Origin of the sequence: Brevibacillus borstelensis (genome assembly GCF_036700025.1) — a bacterium.
Lineage (GTDB): Bacteria > Bacillota > Bacilli > Brevibacillales > Brevibacillaceae > Brevibacillus > Brevibacillus borstelensis.
Genome location: NZ_CP144922.1, coordinates 2957183 through 2972880, shown reverse-complemented (window position 1 = coordinate 2972880; position 15698 = coordinate 2957183). Strand labels below are relative to the sequence as shown.

16 protein-coding genes are annotated in these 15698 nt (G+C 49.2%); 6 read left to right on the top strand and 10 right to left on the bottom strand.

The genetic code is table 11. The annotated features are described in order from the left end of the window. Nucleotides 1-159 precede the first annotated feature (159 nt). Nucleotides 160-1662 carry an IS21 family transposase gene (istA, locus tag V5G20_RS14085; protein ID WP_122906950.1) on the top strand — a complete coding sequence of 501 codons (1503 nt, stop codon included), beginning with the start codon at nt 160-162 and terminating at the stop codon, nt 1660-1662. After that, the gene (gene istB / locus V5G20_RS14080) at nt 1659-2387 is read left to right on the top strand and encodes an IS21-like element helper ATPase IstB (protein ID WP_122906949.1); all 729 of its coding nucleotides are present in this window, start codon (nt 1659-1661) and stop codon (nt 2385-2387) included. Before istA ends, istB begins: the two co-directional genes overlap by 4 nt. A gap of 3 nt (nt 2388-2390) precedes the next feature. Here istB and V5G20_RS14075 read toward each other — a convergent pair whose 3' ends face one another. From V5G20_RS14075 to V5G20_RS14045, 7 genes are all read right to left on the bottom strand, one after another. Beyond that, nucleotides 2391-2807, bottom strand: a complete 417-nt coding sequence (locus V5G20_RS14075) for a glycosyltransferase (protein WP_338460961.1) — start codon at nt 2805-2807, stop codon at nt 2391-2393. Then, nucleotides 2788-3618: a glycosyltransferase family 2 protein gene (locus tag V5G20_RS14070; RefSeq protein ID WP_003390407.1), complete on the bottom strand. Its 831-nt coding sequence runs from the start codon at nt 3616-3618 to the stop codon at nt 2788-2790. The genes V5G20_RS14075 and V5G20_RS14070 overlap by 20 nt, the downstream gene beginning before the upstream one ends. 193 nt (nt 3619-3811) lie before the next feature. Further along, nucleotides 3812-5257 (bottom strand): IS1182 family transposase, encoded by a 1446-nt coding sequence (locus tag V5G20_RS14065; RefSeq protein WP_024985259.1) that lies wholly within the window; start codon nt 5255-5257, stop codon nt 3812-3814. Between the two features lie 147 nt (nt 5258-5404). Then, complete coding sequence (locus tag V5G20_RS14060; RefSeq protein ID WP_003390408.1) at nt 5405-6643, bottom strand: D-alanyl-D-alanine carboxypeptidase family protein; 1239 nt, start codon at nt 6641-6643, stop codon at nt 5405-5407. Nucleotides 6644-6705: 62 nt separating this feature from the next. Continuing rightward, nucleotides 6706-7521: a GTP pyrophosphokinase gene (locus V5G20_RS14055; protein WP_003390409.1), complete on the bottom strand. Its 816-nt coding sequence runs from the start codon at nt 7519-7521 to the stop codon at nt 6706-6708. Nucleotides 7522-7539: 18 nt separating this feature from the next. Beyond that, the gene (locus V5G20_RS14050) at nt 7540-8412 is read right to left on the bottom strand and encodes a M23 family metallopeptidase (protein ID WP_338460958.1); all 873 of its coding nucleotides are present in this window, start codon (nt 8410-8412) and stop codon (nt 7540-7542) included. Nucleotides 8413-8500: 88 nt separating this feature from the next. Next, nucleotides 8501-8767, bottom strand: coding sequence for a hypothetical protein (locus tag V5G20_RS14045; RefSeq protein ID WP_172920787.1), 267 nt, complete (start codon nt 8765-8767; stop codon nt 8501-8503). Nucleotides 8768-9027: 260 nt separating this feature from the next. Here V5G20_RS14045 and V5G20_RS14040 point away from each other — a divergent pair, with 260 nt between their 5' ends. Then, entirely contained in the window at nt 9028-10473 is a 1446-nt protein-coding gene (locus V5G20_RS14040; RefSeq protein ID WP_024985259.1) for an IS1182 family transposase, read from the top strand. A gap of 57 nt (nt 10474-10530) precedes the next feature. Here the strand turns inward: V5G20_RS14040 and V5G20_RS14035 are convergent, their stop codons facing one another. Next, nucleotides 10531-10737, bottom strand: a complete 207-nt coding sequence (locus tag V5G20_RS14035; RefSeq protein ID WP_003390413.1) for an alpha/beta-type small acid-soluble spore protein — start codon at nt 10735-10737, stop codon at nt 10531-10533. Between the two features lie 287 nt (nt 10738-11024). Here V5G20_RS14035 and V5G20_RS14030 point away from each other — a divergent pair, with 287 nt between their 5' ends. Together V5G20_RS14030 and V5G20_RS14025 are read left to right on the top strand one after the other, a co-directional pair. Further along, entirely contained in the window at nt 11025-11867 is an 843-nt protein-coding gene (locus V5G20_RS14030; protein WP_375338702.1) for a 5'-3' exonuclease, read from the top strand. A gap of 10 nt (nt 11868-11877) precedes the next feature. After that, nucleotides 11878-12162 (top strand): YdeI/OmpD-associated family protein, encoded by a 285-nt coding sequence (locus V5G20_RS14025; RefSeq protein WP_122958839.1) that lies wholly within the window; start codon nt 11878-11880, stop codon nt 12160-12162. Between the two features lie 146 nt (nt 12163-12308). Here V5G20_RS14025 and V5G20_RS14020 read toward each other — a convergent pair whose 3' ends face one another. Together V5G20_RS14020 and V5G20_RS14015 are read right to left on the bottom strand one after the other, a co-directional pair. Next, on the bottom strand, nt 12309-14036 hold the full coding sequence (locus tag V5G20_RS14020) for a hypothetical protein (protein WP_172920253.1): 1728 nt from the start codon (nt 14034-14036) through the stop codon (nt 12309-12311). Nucleotides 14037-14053: 17 nt separating this feature from the next. Next, nucleotides 14054-15355 (bottom strand): AAA family ATPase, encoded by a 1302-nt coding sequence (locus tag V5G20_RS14015; protein ID WP_024984658.1) that lies wholly within the window; start codon nt 15353-15355, stop codon nt 14054-14056. Nucleotides 15356-15547: 192 nt separating this feature from the next. Between V5G20_RS14015 and V5G20_RS14010 the strand changes: the two genes are divergently transcribed. Continuing rightward, on the top strand, nt 15548-15694 hold the full coding sequence (locus V5G20_RS14010) for a hypothetical protein (RefSeq protein WP_170208400.1): 147 nt from the start codon (nt 15548-15550) through the stop codon (nt 15692-15694). The last annotated feature ends 4 nt before the right edge of the window (nt 15695-15698 follow it).

Here is a 15698-nt window from a genome sequence, read left to right as displayed (position 1 = left end):
CGATGTATATCGCATAATAAAAGTACAGAAAATCGCAGCGTAAAAATGCAGAGCTAGCCTGCGTTTTACAAGGCGGAAAAATAAATAGGCACTTGCCAACATCACTCTATTAAGTCTACCTTGGTCTTTGTCCAGAAGAACCAGGGAGATGTGAGAGGAATGTTGAAAGTGCCACAGCAACAGTATATCAAATTTTTGTACGAGAATGAGGATTATTCAATCTCGGAGATTGCGAGAGCCATGGGAGTCAATTGGAGGACAGCCAAGAAATACGCCACAAAGGACGATTGGAATGAACCCGTTTGTCGGCGCAAGAGACGATATCCCGTTCTCGGTCCGTATCTTGACATCATTGATACTTGGTTAACGGAGGAGCAGGCGTTGCCCCGCAAACAGCGTTATACCGCGAAGCGAATCTTTGATCGTCTGCGTGATGAATACAGGTTTGAGGGCGGACGACGCACTGTTGAAGAATATGTAGCCAAACGCCGAAAAGAACTCAAGCTGGAACGTGCCGAAAGCTATGAACGACTCGAACACCCCGGCGGCGAGGCACAGGTTGATTTTGGTACAGCCTATGTTGGGCAACCAGGTCAACTCGTGGAGCGCAAAGTGCTGATTATGTCCTTCCCGTTTAGCAATGCGGCCTTCGCCTTTCCGGTTCGAAAGGAGAACACAGAGTGTTTTCTGGAGGCAATGAAGCGCATCTTTGAACGGATGGGAGGCGTTCCGAGGAAAATCTGGTTCGACAACTTGTCGGCGGCGGTGGTCTCGATTGGCCGTGATGGAAAGCGGTCATGCACCGATCAGTTCCTGCGGTTTGCTACCCACTACCGGTTCGACCCAGAATTCTGTAATCCCTATCGTGGTCACGAAAAGGGGCATGTGGAGAACAAGGTGGGGTACAGTCGGCGTAATTGGCTCGTACCACCACCGATTTGCGAAACGGATGCTGACCTTGAGACATACTTGGCCCAGGCAGCAGAGGCAGACATGGATCGTCCACACTATGCCAAGAAAGAGCGTATCGTCGACTTGTGGGAGCAAGAACGGAAGAAGCTTTTGGCTATGCCAACCGTTGCGTTTGAGGTTTTCAGGCTTGAACCGGCCCGCTTGAACAAATATAGGGAACTCCGGTTTGAAACAACCACATATCCACTACCGCAGTGCCGTGCGCTAGATCCCGTATTGCTCAAGGTGAAATGGGACGAGATCGAGGTTTTGTCGGGCGACGGAGAGTACCGACACCTGGGGACGTTGCCTCGCCCGTACACGGAAAAGGCAATCCCGATTGAGTGGACAGATGTGTTTGAGGGTTACCTGAGAAAGCCAAGGATGGTGATGTACTCCGATCTGGCGAGGTTCATGCCTGCTTCCGTCCGCAGATTCGTGCAAGTGGAGGATATCGATCTGAGGAAATCTCGTGTGGCTCTGATTCGTCGATTGTTAGATACACACCAGATGTCCGACATGGGTGCTGCACTCGATACACTGGCTGGGCATTTCGATCCTGACACAGTCCTTGAGCATGCGCTATATGCGATGAAACATCCTGAGTTTCACCCTAAGCCGTTTGCGGAGGCTCATACACCGATGGAGATTCACGGGCACACACCGGACCTCAGGCAATATGACGCCATTCTGGGGGTGAGCAGAGCATGAAACACGAATTGGTTACTGCATGCAAGAACCTCCACTTGGGGTATGTGATGGAAGCGTACGAGGCGATTGCGTTCAATGACCGCTCGCAATACCTGCTTGAAGTCCTCCAAGTGGAACTGCGGGGCCGAGAGATATCCAGGATTCGCAGACTCATGAAGAAAGCCCGGTTTCCACAGATGAAGACACTAGAGGATTATGATTTCGGAGCAGTCACCTTCCCAGCGCATTGCAGTCGTGAGCTCCTAACGGATCTGGCATTTCTCGAGCGGAAAGAGAACGTGATGATGCTGGGCAAAGTGGGAACAGGCAAGACCCACCTGGCAACGGCACTAGGCGTGGAGGCTTGCCGACGAGGGTACGAGGTACGATTCTTTCGGGTGCATGACCTTGTGGCCGCGTTACAGGACAAGTACCAATCCGGGACGCTTAGCCGTTTTCAGCGGGAGTTGCAGAAGGCTGAGTTACTCATCCTCGACGAAATGGGGTTTGTGCCCTTTCACAAAGACGGAGCTGAACTACTGTTTAACGTCATCTCCGAATGCTATGAGCAAAGGAGTGTGATTGTCACCTCTAACCTTGAGTTTGGCCAGTGGAACACGGTGTTTGGAGATGCCAGACTGACAGCAGCGCTCGTGGACCGACTCGTTCACCACGCACACGTCCTGGCTTTCACCGGCGAGAGCTACCGGCTACGAAATGCGCTATCCGGAGTGAGATCGTCATAATCTTCAGCGTTGGCCGTGCCTATGCACAAATCCGCAGCGATTCTCTGTATTTTTGACTTGCGAAAAACACCCGATCGCTCGCCCAACATCGTGTCCCAATGGAAACGGATAGGAAAGGCAAGTGACATTGTATGTGGTCGCAATCTGTATCGTTCTGTCCCGACTGCCATTTGCAATCACAATAATTTCCTTTGGTCTCAAACGCACCACTTGCTTGAGCACTTTGCCGATCGTCCGCTCCTCGTCCCGAACCGGTATGATGACCGAGAGTCGTTGCATGTTTTGCCTTGTTTGCAGGCTGTCCAGCAAAGGGAGCCTTTTTCTTCGGGCCGCTTTCTTTTTAGCTGGTCTCTTCCCGGTTTTGACCATGGCTTTTCTTTTCGTTACCTGGCCTTTTCTCTTAGGTTTGTAGATGATCACGCCCTTCTCCCCCTTCTATTCGCGCCGTCTCTTTGTGCATGACCGAACGCAAATGAAGATGTCCGGGAACATTCAACAACTGGCGGTTTCGATCCAGGTCATGAAATCCCGCTCGAACTCCCCTTGCTTTTATAAAGTACGCGATCGCCTCAGCGTGGTCTCCAAGTACCAGTTCCTTTACATTTTCCGTTCGTCCGGTCCGTCGTTTATTGACCTTGGCCGTATTAATCGGACAAACACGAGTAATAGACAGTCCCTCGAGAATTGCCTTTACCTGTGCTTTCGGTGGGACAGCTAGCTCCTCCCAGCCGATCCGATTCACTGCTTTTCGGCTCATGGCATGTGGAACGGTGGTCAAAGAACTGCCGACGAGGTCCGGCCTGCCCGTAATATGGTTCAAGAGACGCTTGGCGAGCGAGGTTGGATGCATGTTTCGCTTGGTGCAGAAGCCGGAGTATGCATTTAAGGCGATATCCCAGCCAGCCTGAATGGCATTGATGTAAACGCGCAGCTTTTGAGCAGGGATGACGAAGTCAGCGTCGATAAACAGCAAGACTTCCCCTCTGGCAAAGTAAGCACCTACCGCACGTCCTACATCATATCCTAATGATTGATATCCTTCGATTACACGAGCACCTGAATGAAACGCAAGCTTTGTAGTTCCATCTGTTGTGCCGTTTGATACAACAAGAATTTCAATCGAGGGGGATACCTTTTTTACTTCCTCGATGACGCGGACGATGCGTTTGCCTTCATTGCGAGCAGGAATAATAACCGACACTTTTGGTGCGACAGATAAATCGTCGTCCATCGCGTTTCCCCCTTTCCGGTAAGATGGTTTCTTTTTACCATACGTTGGTCACGCGAGTATGGACACGGCTGTTATCCCCTGACTCCTTGACTTCCACTCTTCGTTTTCTATCAGTATTTGTTTGTGATCATTACGTATGTAATTCTTTTTCTAACCAATGCCAATAAGCCGTCCCTGTCATAGAAGGGACGGCTCAGGTTGCAGACAAACTCCCTCGCTGAACGAACAGCAGAGGGAGTTTGTTTAATAATTTGATGAAAATACCGAAGGTGTTTTGATCGTTCACCTTTTGGCGACCTGATTTCCATAGCCAGGTCGCCATTTTTTTCAAGTTCATGGCAGCGAAAACAAGCATCGCCTGCATCGTGACCTTCTCCAGTCCTCGTAAGGTCGTCCAACGCATGCCATGCTTTTCCTTCATATCAGCGAATACACGTTCAATCGTTTCTTTCCGTTTGCTATAGATTTGTTTGTTTTCCTCGGTATGCCGGAGGTGGTCTACCTCTTCGAGGTAATCAGCCCAGATGTGGCGACTCACTCTCTTTGTGTAGTCTTTACTTTCCGTGCATTGTTTCAAGAACGGACAACTTCGGCAAACTTGAGAATTTGATCGATAGATACGGTACCCATCCTTGTTTGTTGTCTCATATGTTAAGATTTGCTCGTTCGGGCAGATGTAGCAGTCGAAATATTCATCATACACATATTCGTGCTTTTTAAAAAAACCTTCTTTGGTGCGTGGTCTTGTGTAGGGCATAACGGGGCGAATCTGGTCATCAAGGAGTGTTTTACTGATGTAAGGCGTCTTGTATCCCGAATCCACTGCCACAGCTTGAGGCTGTGCAAACGTCTTTCGCACTTGATTCAAAACATCCTCAAAAACCTGACTGTCATGCACATTGCCTGGCGTTACCTTGGCACCAAGCACAAATCCATTTCGATCACATGCTGTATGAAAACTATAAGCAAATACACGTTCCTTTTCCCCTTTTACAAACAATCCGCAATCCGGGTCAGTTGTGCTGACTTTCACCTCCTTCTTCGAAGTTTCTGTCTTTTTTTCAAGGGGCTTCTTTCCATGTGCAATACGATCCTGATTGATTTCTTCGTCCAGCAGCTCTTGATATTTCTTCGCTTGTTCTTCAACGATTTCTTTCACGTATTTATGCTTATTCGCACTGGCTTTTACATGCGTAGCATCAATGAAAAGCACATCAGGCTTCACGAATCCATGATGAACCGCCTCCTCCAATATTCGAAGGAAGATCGACTCGAAGAGTTGAGTATCCCGAAAACGGCGAACATAGTTCTTGCCTAGGGTCGTGAAATGGGGAATGGGCTGACTGAAATCATAGCCAATAAACCACCGATAGGCAACATTGGTTTCGATCTCTTTAATCGTTTGTCGCATGGAACGAATTCCAAAAATATATTGGATGAAAGCAATTTTAACTAAGACTACAGGGTCAACACTGGGTCTGCCATTGTCATGACAGTAAAGGCTTTCCACCAAGTCATAGATGAACGAAAAGTCGATTGCATTTTCAATTTTTCTTACGAGATGATCTTCTGGCACCAACTCATCTAGCGAGAATGCAGATATCTGATAACGCCCTTCGGCCTCTTGCTTATTAAGCATAATGCCACCTCTAAAAAATAACTTTTGAAAACGTAACATGTTCTATATTCAACAAAAAAGCCTGCAGACCCTGTTCCTTACGGAACTTTGTCTACAGGCTGAGCCGTCCCTGTCATAGAAGGGACGGCTTTGACACCTGCAATTATTTTATTGCATGCGAGACCAATTTCTTGGGATTTGGCGCATACGCTGACGTCGACGCTTTCTCGCACGGGCTACCGTATAGGTAACCAGAAAAAGATTAAGTCCAAGCCAGGTAAACAGGATTCCGTATCGAGGACCGGTTGGCACGCTCTCCGGTTCTTCTTTGCTTGCAGCGGCTGCTACACGCGGCTCCTCTTTTCGTTTCAAGGCATAGGTACGCGAGAGCTCCCCAGCCCTGACAATTAGCTGGCCATCAGCAGTTACCTCGGTCTCGGGGGTTGTTCCCAAGGGGACAGTCGCATATAAATCGGAATCGGCCGTATAGGTCGGCGCTTCTTCCTGCGAAGTCTGCTGTATACTCTGCTTAGCGCGTGTAAAGGCCTGTCCAGCATGGGCGATTTGCTTTGTCTCAAAATGAGCGAAGCCATAGTCCAGCATGGCAGTAACATCCTTGTAGGAAAGGTTGCTCGAGCCCGCTTTCATCGTAACCGCGATAAATTCTGTGTCTCCCCGTTTGGCCGAGCCGACAAGGGTATTGCGTGCCTGGTCGGTAAACCCGTTTTTGATTCCGGTAGCTCCCTCATAATTTCGGAGCAGCTTGTTATGGTTGACCAAAACCGTTTGCCATTCCAGACCGTCCCATGGCAACCGCTCTGTTGCGACGATTTCTCGGAAAATCGGATTCTGCATGGCGTATTGGGCAATTTTTGCCATATCGGCTGCTGTCGTATAGTGATTCGGATCATGCAAGCCATGGGCATTTGTAAAGTGGGTTTCCTCAATGCCCACTTTTTCGACAAGATAGGCATTCAATCGTTCGGCAAATTGCTCTACGGTACCGCTCAAATGTTCGGCGATCGCTGTTGCCGCGTCATTACCGGAGTTCATCAACAGTCCGTACTCCAGCTTTTTTAGCGTTACTTGCTCTCCTTCTGCAAGGTAGACACGCGTGCCTTCCTCCCAGCGAGCTCTTTTCGAAACAGTCACGATGTCATCCGGATTTCCATTCTCGATTGCGTAAATTCCGGTTGCGATCTTGGTGATGCTTGCCGGATACAGCTTGGCGTGGGAATTTTTTTCGAACAAAACCTGACCGGTCTTTGCATCGATCAAGATAGCAGATTCCCCGCTAATTTGTTCCGGCGACAAGACGGCAGATCCCTCCTGGGCCTTGACCTGCTGTACCGCGGTGGTGGAAAAAACACATGCCACGGCCAGCAGGCAGATGAGTAAATAACGCATGCTATTTTTGTTCCTTTCATAGCTATTCGATCTAGTTGTCATCCAAAAGTAGCGCTTATCTGTTATCCGAGACGTTTTCCGAGCAAATCATAGATCATCTTAAACTTCGGATTGTCCTGAAAAGCCTGTTCAAATCCGCTGACGTACTCGCGATACAGGGCGGCAGCCGATTCTAAATCTTGCTTCACATACAATGAGAAGATCTCTTCCAGTTTTTCTTCCAAGGTCGGATCGACCGCTTGCGGCGTTAAAATCTCCTGCCGCAAATTGTTCATCAGCACATCCAGCTGGTGAGTGATCAATGAAGCTTCATGGAGCTGCTCCATCACATTCTGAGGGATGTTCCCTGCATATTTGTATCTGAGCTCATGTTCATTGGTTGCCCAGAAATTCATTCCGAGAGTTCTGATCTGGATTTCACAAAGCAATGTAATTTTTTCGCTGCCATGATACACCGTATAGGATGCAATCATGTGAATGCTCCGATACCCGGAGTCTTTCGGTGATGCAATATAGTCCTTCACGTCATGGATGACAATATCTTCCCGCTCCTGCAGCAGCTGCTGAACCTCGCGTACATCATCAACATAACGGCAGACCACGCGCAATCCAGCAATATCCGTAATCTCGCGTGCGAGATCCGCTTCCCAATCACTCTGCGTAAAATCAATCCCTTTTTCCTGAGCCTTTTTCACCAGGCTGTCCACTTTTTTGACGCGACCTACTACAAACTCGATCGGGGAATACCGTCCCCGCTTCATAAAGCCGTACTTAATTCCTTTTAGCTTTAATTTCAATTCATCAACCGCTTGTTCATAAGGTGCCAAAAAATGAACAAGGTTATTTAATACCCGATTTGGTACTTGTGTGCTTTTCATGCAAAAAACACCTCCATGTCACTCCCAGAGGAAAGGTGATGCATCCAGAAATGGTTGCGGATTGACATACGTATTTCCAATCAACAAGCCAAAGTGAAGATGAGGCCCGGTCGAGAAACCCGTGCTACCGATGCGGCCGATTTGTTGCCCGGCTTTCACCAGATCACCCGTCTTTACATCAATCTTGGACATGTGTGCATAGATGGAAAATACCTGGAGGCCGTGGTCAATGATTACCGTGTTACCGGTCAAATACAATGACTCCGCGAGCACGACTTTTCCGTGGTTGGTCGCCACGATCGGCGTGCCCGTCTTGTTGGCGATATCTATGGCTGCATGTCGATTGGCCGGTACTCCGTTAACCACTCGTTGATATCCGTATGGGGTTGTAATGCGGCCTTCTGCAGGCCATTGAAATTTGTCGGCAAAATACGCTGTCTCCGCAGACTTGGAGCGGGCAGCGTTGATTTTCTTCTGATCGGCATCAATTCTTGCCGTGTCTTGTCTCATTTGGTTTAGTTGCTTGGAAACAGTCAGCTTGTCTACCGCGAACTGTTTGGGCAGGATCGTCAATTCAGCGTGATGCTTGTTATCCGCAGTTTGTATAGGATAGGTCCCGGGCTTTGCGTCAAAAGGAACCGGAATAAACCGGACATACTCGCCGTTTGAAGGCTGAAGCCGGTACGTTTTCTGAAAAAGGGTGACTGACGTAGCCTGTTTGCTTTTCACCAGTACTGCGTCACCCGGATATGTTTGAACGGGTGCGATCGCCAGGTATGGTTGCTCGAAGACAGTCTGGGCGTTCTCTTTTATTTCTTTCCCCATGCTGCTTGTCCCCGCAGAAAAGACCAAAGCGGCTATCAGCATCAGACTGGAAATCTGCTGGATCATCGCGTATTCCCTCCCATTTTCCAGTATAACAAATCAAAGCGGGAAATGAAAAAGAAAAAGAAAAAGAAGGCTAAAATTCTTCAGCCTTCTACCGTTCCGACTGTTTTTTGCTATAATCCGACATCATTTCCATAATTGATTGAACGTTTGTCAGCATTTCGCTGGCCCGTTTTGTCTTCTGTGTAATGTTGTCAAAATCGATGATTCCTTTTTTTCTGTCGTTCCATCGCTTGAACAAATCGTTTGCAGCCGCCGGGTTGGCGCGAATCGCAGCCACACGTGATGGGTCCTGCATAAGCCATGCTTCAAAATCCGGGTTGGCTTTAAACAGGCGTTTCATGTCCTTCTTTTTCACGGCCCGCCGTCCCCCCTCTCTATCCCACAAAGAATAGGATGCCTCCGTTACATTACACCATATGACTAGTCCGCGAATGTGGATTGTGTATTCGCACACTCCGCAGAGAAAGGGCTCCTGTGTAGAGACAAGAAGAAAGACCCCTCTATGAGGGGCCTTCAGCCTGTAGACAAAGTTCCGTAAGGAACAGGGTCTGCAGGCTTTTTTGTTGAATATAGAACATGTTACGTTTTCAAAAGTTATTTTTTAGAGGTGGCATTATGCTTAATAAGCAAGAGGCCGAAGGGCGTTATCAGATATCTGCATTCTCGCTAGATGAGTTGGTGCCAGAAGATCATCTCGTAAGAAAAATTGAAAATGCAATCGACTTTTCGTTCATCTATGACTTGGTGGAAAGCCTCTACTGTCATGACAATGGCAGACCCAGTGTTGACCCTGTAGTCTTAGTTAAAATTGCTTTCATCCAATATATTTTTGGAATTCGTTCCATGCGACAAACGATTAAAGAGATCGAAACCAATGTTGCCTATCGGTGGTTTATTGGCTATGATTTCAGTCAGCCCATTCCCCATTTCACGACCCTAGGCAAGAACTATGTTCGCCGTTTTCGGGATACTCAACTCTTCGAGTCGATCTTCCTTCGAATATTGGAGGAGGCGGTTCATCATGGATTCGTGAAGCCTGATGTGCTTTTCATTGATGCTACGCATGTAAAAGCCAGTGCGAATAAGCATAAATACGTGAAAGAAATCGTTGAAGAACAAGCGAAGAAATATCAAGAGCTGCTGGACGAAGAAATCAATCAGGATCGTATTGCACATGGAAAGAAGCCCCTTGAAAAAAAGACAGAAACTTCGAAGAAGGAGGTGAAAGTCAGCACAACTGACCCGGATTGCGGATTGTTTGTAAAAGGGGAAAAGGAACGTGTATTTGCTTATAGTTTTCATACAGCATGTGATCGAAATGGATTTGTGCTTGGTGCCAAGGTAACGCCAGGCAATGTGCATGACAGTCAGGTTTTTGAGGATGTTTTGAATCAAGTGCGAAAGACGTTTGCACAGCCTCAAGCTGTGGCAGTGGACTCGGGATACAAGACGCCTTACATCAGTAAAACACTCCTTGATGACCAGATTCGCCCCGTTATGCCCTACACAAGACCACGCACCAAAGAAGGTTTTTTTAAAAAGCACGAATATGTGTATGATGAATATTTCGACTGCTACATCTGCCCGAACGAGCAAATCTTAACATATGAGACAACAAACAAGGATGGGTACCGTATCTATCGATCAAATTCTCAAGTTTGCCGAAGTTGTCCGTTCTTGAAACAATGCACGGAAAGTAAAGACTACACAAAGAGAGTGAGTCGCCACATCTGGGCTGATTACCTCGAAGAGGTAGACCACCTCCGGCATACCGAGGAAAACAAACAAATCTATAGCAAACGGAAAGAAACGATTGAACGTGTATTCGCTGATATGAAGGAAAAGCATGGCATGCGTTGGACGACCTTACGAGGACTGGAGAAGGTCACGATGCAGGCGATGCTTGTTTTCGCTGCCATGAACTTGAAAAAAATGGCGACCTGGCTATGGAAATCAGGTCGCCAAAAGGTGAACGATCAAAACACCTTCGGTATTTTCATCAAATTATTAAACAAACTCCCTCTGCTGTTCGTTCAGCGAGGGAGTTTGTCTGCAACCTGAAGACCCCTCTATGAGGGGCCTTCCTGCATTCACATATTTACTTGTAGCTGCACGGATTTATCCGCGGCCTGCCAGTTGTTGTTCAGCAAAGCTAACCAGACGTTTCGTGATTTCTCCTCCGACGGAACCGTTTTGGCGGGAAGTGGTATCTGCGCCCAGGTTTACACCGAATTCTGCAGCAATTTCATACTTCAGTTGGTCCAGGGCCGCATTTGCTTGAGGAACTAACAAATTGTTGGTGTTGCCAGAGTTGTTGTTCGCCATGTGTGATTCCTCCTATCGCTTTTTTCTCCCGGGACGGATTCGAACCGTCAGCGTGCTGCTCCTCTCCAACTGAGACCGAGAGACGTTGAGAAAAGAGTCTTGTTGACCTCTTGTGATACTATCTTCCCTCCAACTGTCCAGCCGCATTCGCCTTTCCTCGATGTAAAATCTGACAGGCGCAAAGAAAAGTGTTCGTCCTGTTTTGTGCTATAATGAGGCGAATAGTCTCGACGATGAGAGGAGTCGCCGTTGTGAACAATCCGCAAAAAATTTTGCTCATTGACGGAATGAGCTTTCTGTTTCGCGCATTTTACGCTTCCGCTTGGACAGGCGGATACCGACAAACGTCTCAAGGCGTTTACACCAACGCTGTGCATGGATTTACCAAAATGATGCTGGACTACATCGACTTGATCCAGCCCACACACGTCGCTGTCGGCTGGGATGTCGCAGCCAGGGAAACCCTTATCCGTAGCCAGTGGTACGATGGCTATAAATCGAACCGCAATGCTCCTCCCGATGAATTGATCCCGCAGTTTGATTTGGTAAAGGAAGTAACCGATGCTTTTTCTGTACCGAATATAGGATGCCCCGGTTATGAGGGGGACGATGTACTCGGGACACTCAGCACGATGCTGGCTGCAGACGGTAATGAGGTTGTGATCGCAACGGGTGACTACGACAGCCTTCAGCTCGTGTCAGAAAAAGTCAGCGTGAAGATATTGAAAAACGGCGGCAAGCATGAGCATTACACGCCCGCCAGTCTGCTCCACCTGCGCGGCATCACCCCAGAGCAGGTGGTCGACGTAAAGGCCCTGATGGGTGATGCCTCCGACTGTATACCCGGCTGTCCCGGTATTGGCGAGAAAACAGCCCATAAGCTGATCACAGAGCATCAAAGTCTGGACAACCTGTACAGCCGGCTGGAGGCTTGTACGCCAAAAATGAGAGCCAAGCTGGAAGAAAACCGTGACCAGGTGTATCTCAGTCAAAAATTGGCGACGATCATCTGTGATGTCCCGATCACCTTTGAGCCGGAGCAAGCAAAATGGGAATACGAAAGCACTCGTGTACGTGAAAAATTTGACGAGCTGGAATTTGGCCGCAGCCTGCTTAGCCGGATCAACTAATGGAGGAGCCATGGGAGAACTAGTCAAAAAGCTCAGGATCAAGGAAGGTCATCAAGTTTTGGTGCTTAATTCCCCCGAGGGCTATACAAACCTGCTGCTCCCGCTGCCGGATGGTGCAGCCATGCAGAGCGAGCCCCCTCAACAACAAGAAAGACAACACCAGGAGCAATTCAAAGGACTGTGTCCTGTTGTTCGTTCACAGCATCTAAAACGGGAGGAAACGAGGGCGAGCAGGCTCCAAAAAACGGTTGAACGGCTTTCATCCGGGCTGAAAAACCCTTGGGTGAAGGCGTGAGCAAGAAAGGGCTGAGCAAGAGAGCCTGAACAAGAAAGCCTGAACAAGAAAGCCGTGCCTCCAAAAGTGGCAGGATCGTAAAAAGACCATCTTTGGCTGCCAGTGCCAAGATGGTCTTTTTGCCGCTTATCCGTTTCAGAATGCGGCTATTGCGATGGTTGTCTCGTTGAAAATACATCCAATAAGAGCCCGGTCTGCTCCTCCCCTCGGCTCTCCCAGGTTGAAGCAAACCTCACCCGATGGGAAACCCCGAGTATGTCGTATTGTTGTACCAAATGCTGCCGGGCAGAGCCGACGATCAGCGTATGCAGCCGCACCTGCTTCTTTTGGGCCAACTGCGCAAGCATGTCCCTCACGTAAGCAGACAGCCCGCCGATGCCATCTGTCGCCATGACGAGATCAGCGGATTGAAACCGGTTGTTATCCTCCAGGATGCGAATCGCGCGCTTCATGGGGGCATCAAAGTGAGTGCCCCCGCCGAAGGCTGTCTGGGCCAAAGCATAGAATCCTGGCCAATCCGGTCTTTTATGGTACAAGGCCCGCTCCAGCAGTTCACCCTTGGCTCCAAATAACAGCAGCATAAAATCTCGCTTTTCCAACAGACAAAGGGCCGCGAATGTCATCACAAACACTTGGGCTAGTCGCAGCTTTCCGCCCTTCATCGAATGAGAGGTGTCCAGCATGAAAATAACGGGGCCCTTCGGCGGCTCCTCATACCAGCCTGTCGTATCGTATGTCATCAGCTTTTGCTCCAGCCATTTCAGCAAAAAATACGTTTCATAGTCGGGATCAGCCAAAAGAACCGCTTCACTGGGGAGCATATGTCCGATATCCCCGGACTGCCTCAGGTTGTCGTATTCCTCCGGCATCCGGCGTGTCCGCTTCTCCTTCTTTTTGATCCGAAAATGGTGGACGTTGCGCCCCACCTCCTCCAAAAAAGAAAGCAGATCAGGATGCCGCTTCAGCTTGTCCACCCATTGCAGGTACTGGTCCAGCGCTTGCCTGCGGAGCTTTCCCAGATCGTTTCCCCAGCGGCGATTTGCAAAGCGCTGGCTGGCCTCAAGCAGCTCGCGAATAAACAGAGTGTCATTTTCCTCACCGGAGAGCGTCTCTTTCAACGAACGATCCAGCCATTGTCCCAGCTCCTGTTCGAACCGCTCGATAGCTTCCCGCTCCTGGCGCGTAAGGCGCTCATGCTGCTTTTCCCGTTTCGTGAGCTCCTCTTCCAGCTTTTTTACCTTCTGTTGCAGCTTGGACCGCTTCGTAAATTGCACCCGCATATCTTCGCGCAGTTCTTCTATTCGTCCCTTGAGCGACTGGATCTCGGCCTCCACCAATGGCCGGGAATCGAGCACTTCCTGTTTCTCTTCAACCAGCCGCTTTCCTTGCTGCAACGTATATCCCACCAGCTGCAGCCGCGAAATCTGTTTTTCTGTAAGAAACTCGGAAAGCTTGGCCTGCTCATTTCCCTCCCCGTGCTGCTTCTGTTTCAGCCCGGCAACCAGTGGCGTCATTTGCTGCTCGCGTTCTCGCTTCTTCACTTCTTCCGCGAAGCTCTCCGCCAGCCACATAAGAGCCTTGATCGCTGTTTTGAACGAAGCGCTCTCCTGCCCGATCGTACGCGGGTGTATAGTCTGGTAAAAGTACTGTTTGCGGAGCGTCTGGACCATCCAACGATGGAACGGCGTGGCTTCCTGTGTCTGATCGATTTCGGGCTCAGAGAGGAAAAAGCAGAGAAAAAAATCAGCCAGAAGCTCCCGGGAAAACCACGGTGCCCGTTTTTTTGCTTCCTCCATCCATTCCATTGCCGTCCGTGATGAATAGCAGAGTCCGTCGAAGACATAACGGTCGACCCTGCTGGCACGAATAATCATGATCGCCGGCAGCCTCCTCAGAGGGTGTAATCATATTCGGTACCCGCAATTTCGCGATCGAACACCGTCCGATATACCCCTTGTATCATCTGTAGAATCCGTTCCCCCTCGACGCGCAGGTGGACGTATTTGACCGTATACTTATCTACTTGATGGATGAGCCTGTTTTTCTCATAGATGTAGGCATTCATATCCTTCTCCCGCCGCTGCCAGCCGAGCAAACGATTCCGAAGGTCCCTGCCCGTCTCTTCAAGCTCCAGCCGGCATTCCTCCAGCATGGAGCGGTACTCCTCCGTCCTCTGGGCTCCCATCTTATGACCGATCTCTTTTTTAAACTGGAAGGCGTGCAGCTCCGATTCTTTTTCCAGCCAACGTTGGGCAATCTGATGGTATCTCCGCAAAGGAAGCTCAGCTTCGAGCTCTGCCTTCACCTGCTCCGTAAACCTTTTTTCAAACAGCTCACGCAAGACGGGCAAATCCTCTGGAACCTCCCATAGCATGTGCGGGGTAAAGACGGTATCCCAAATCGACACATAGTCCCGGCCGTTGAGGACAGCAGAGGTTTTCCACACATGAACGATCTTGTTCCATCTCCTGTCAGAGATGACAAACTCCTTTTCCTCGAGATCCTTTTTCAAGCTGTACAAAAAGTAAATCAGGCCCTCCGAGATGGCAACCTTCTTCGAGGCGGACTGGACATCCTTTACATCGTACAATGAGAAGACCACGGGTATCTCTTTTGCAGGCGGATCGAACATCTTTTCATAGCTGGAGGCATGCTGCAGATATCCCACCTCGTAACGGATGAGAAACCGGTCGTACAAGGCCGTCAGCTGCTCTTCTTCGTCGGGCAGTTCATTGGAAGCGGCCACGAGAAAGAGCAGCGGCACTTCTTCTTTTTCTCTTCCGTTAAAGTAAATCCGTTCATGCAAAATGGACAGCAAAGAGTTCAATATCGCGCTATTGGCCTTAAAGATTTCATCGAGAAAGGCGAATTGAGCCGACGGCAAATACCCGGCTGTCTTCCGTACGTATTGGTCTTGTTTGAGCTGCTGGAGCGAAACCGGGCCAAAAATCTCATCTGGTGTCGTAAAACGGGTGAGCAGATAATCAAACCAATGCTCAGACCCGAATAGTTTGGAAATGGAGCGGGCAAGCTGCGATTTCGCTGTCCCCGGAGGACCGACGAGAAGGGCGTTCTCGCCGCTCATGATTCCGAGGATCAGCAGCCGGATCAGCTCGCTCCTCTCAAAAAACCGGCGCTCCAGTACTTCGATCGCTTGATCTATTTTTTGTTGAAGCTGCGTGGTATTCAGCATGGTCAATGGCGCAAAGGCGCCGGTCCCCCCTCTTTTGCCCTTACTTGGTGAAAAATTGCTTCCTTATCTATCCTCGCATAAACAGCGAAGCATTTCCAGTTGTCGACCACATCAAGAACCGCTCACCGTCCGTATAACGATCAACAAAGATGGGATAAAATGGATAATAATGACAATGAGAGGAAGATTGGGATGCCCCAGGTACAGTTGACGGAAGAGGAATACGAGCAGCTCATGGAGCGTATCTACAGAATCTTGAACCGGACCGAAGAACTTGACCACGTCACCCACCACTGGATGTGGGAAGTCTGGCGAACAATCCGCTACAACAAAGTGTAAACGA

What these genes read in the sequence shown, in the direction of transcription:
- istA (WP_122906950.1), top strand. Translation starts at nt 160, where the DNA reads ATGTTGAAAGTGCCACAGCAACAGTATATCAAATTTTTGTACGAGAAT.
- istB (WP_122906949.1), top strand. Translation starts at nt 1,659, where the DNA reads ATGAAACACGAATTGGTTACTGCATGCAAGAACCTCCACTTGGGGTAT.
- V5G20_RS14070 (WP_003390407.1), bottom strand. Translation starts at nt 3,618, where the DNA reads ATGGACGACGATTTATCTGTCGCACCAAAAGTGTCGGTTATTATTCCT.
- V5G20_RS14065 (WP_024985259.1), bottom strand. Translation starts at nt 5,257, where the DNA reads ATGCTTAATAAGCAAGAGGCCGAAGGGCGTTATCAGATATCTGCATTC.
- V5G20_RS14060 (WP_003390408.1), bottom strand. Translation starts at nt 6,643, where the DNA reads ATGCGTTATTTACTCATCTGCCTGCTGGCCGTGGCATGTGTTTTTTCC.
- V5G20_RS14055 (WP_003390409.1), bottom strand. Translation starts at nt 7,521, where the DNA reads ATGAAAAGCACACAAGTACCAAATCGGGTATTAAATAACCTTGTTCAT.
- V5G20_RS14050 (WP_338460958.1), bottom strand. Translation starts at nt 8,412, where the DNA reads ATGATCCAGCAGATTTCCAGTCTGATGCTGATAGCCGCTTTGGTCTTT.
- V5G20_RS14040 (WP_024985259.1), top strand. Translation starts at nt 9,028, where the DNA reads ATGCTTAATAAGCAAGAGGCCGAAGGGCGTTATCAGATATCTGCATTC.
- V5G20_RS14035 (WP_003390413.1), bottom strand. Translation starts at nt 10,737, where the DNA reads ATGGCGAACAACAACTCTGGCAACACCAACAATTTGTTAGTTCCTCAA.
- V5G20_RS14030 (WP_375338702.1), top strand. Translation starts at nt 11,025, where the DNA reads ATGAGCTTTCTGTTTCGCGCATTTTACGCTTCCGCTTGGACAGGCGGA.
- V5G20_RS14025 (WP_122958839.1), top strand. Translation starts at nt 11,878, where the DNA reads ATGGGAGAACTAGTCAAAAAGCTCAGGATCAAGGAAGGTCATCAAGTT.
- V5G20_RS14020 (WP_172920253.1), bottom strand. Translation starts at nt 14,036, where the DNA reads ATGATTATTCGTGCCAGCAGGGTCGACCGTTATGTCTTCGACGGACTC.
- V5G20_RS14015 (WP_024984658.1), bottom strand. Translation starts at nt 15,355, where the DNA reads ATGCTGAATACCACGCAGCTTCAACAAAAAATAGATCAAGCGATCGAA.
- V5G20_RS14010 (WP_170208400.1), top strand. Translation starts at nt 15,548, where the DNA reads ATGCCCCAGGTACAGTTGACGGAAGAGGAATACGAGCAGCTCATGGAG.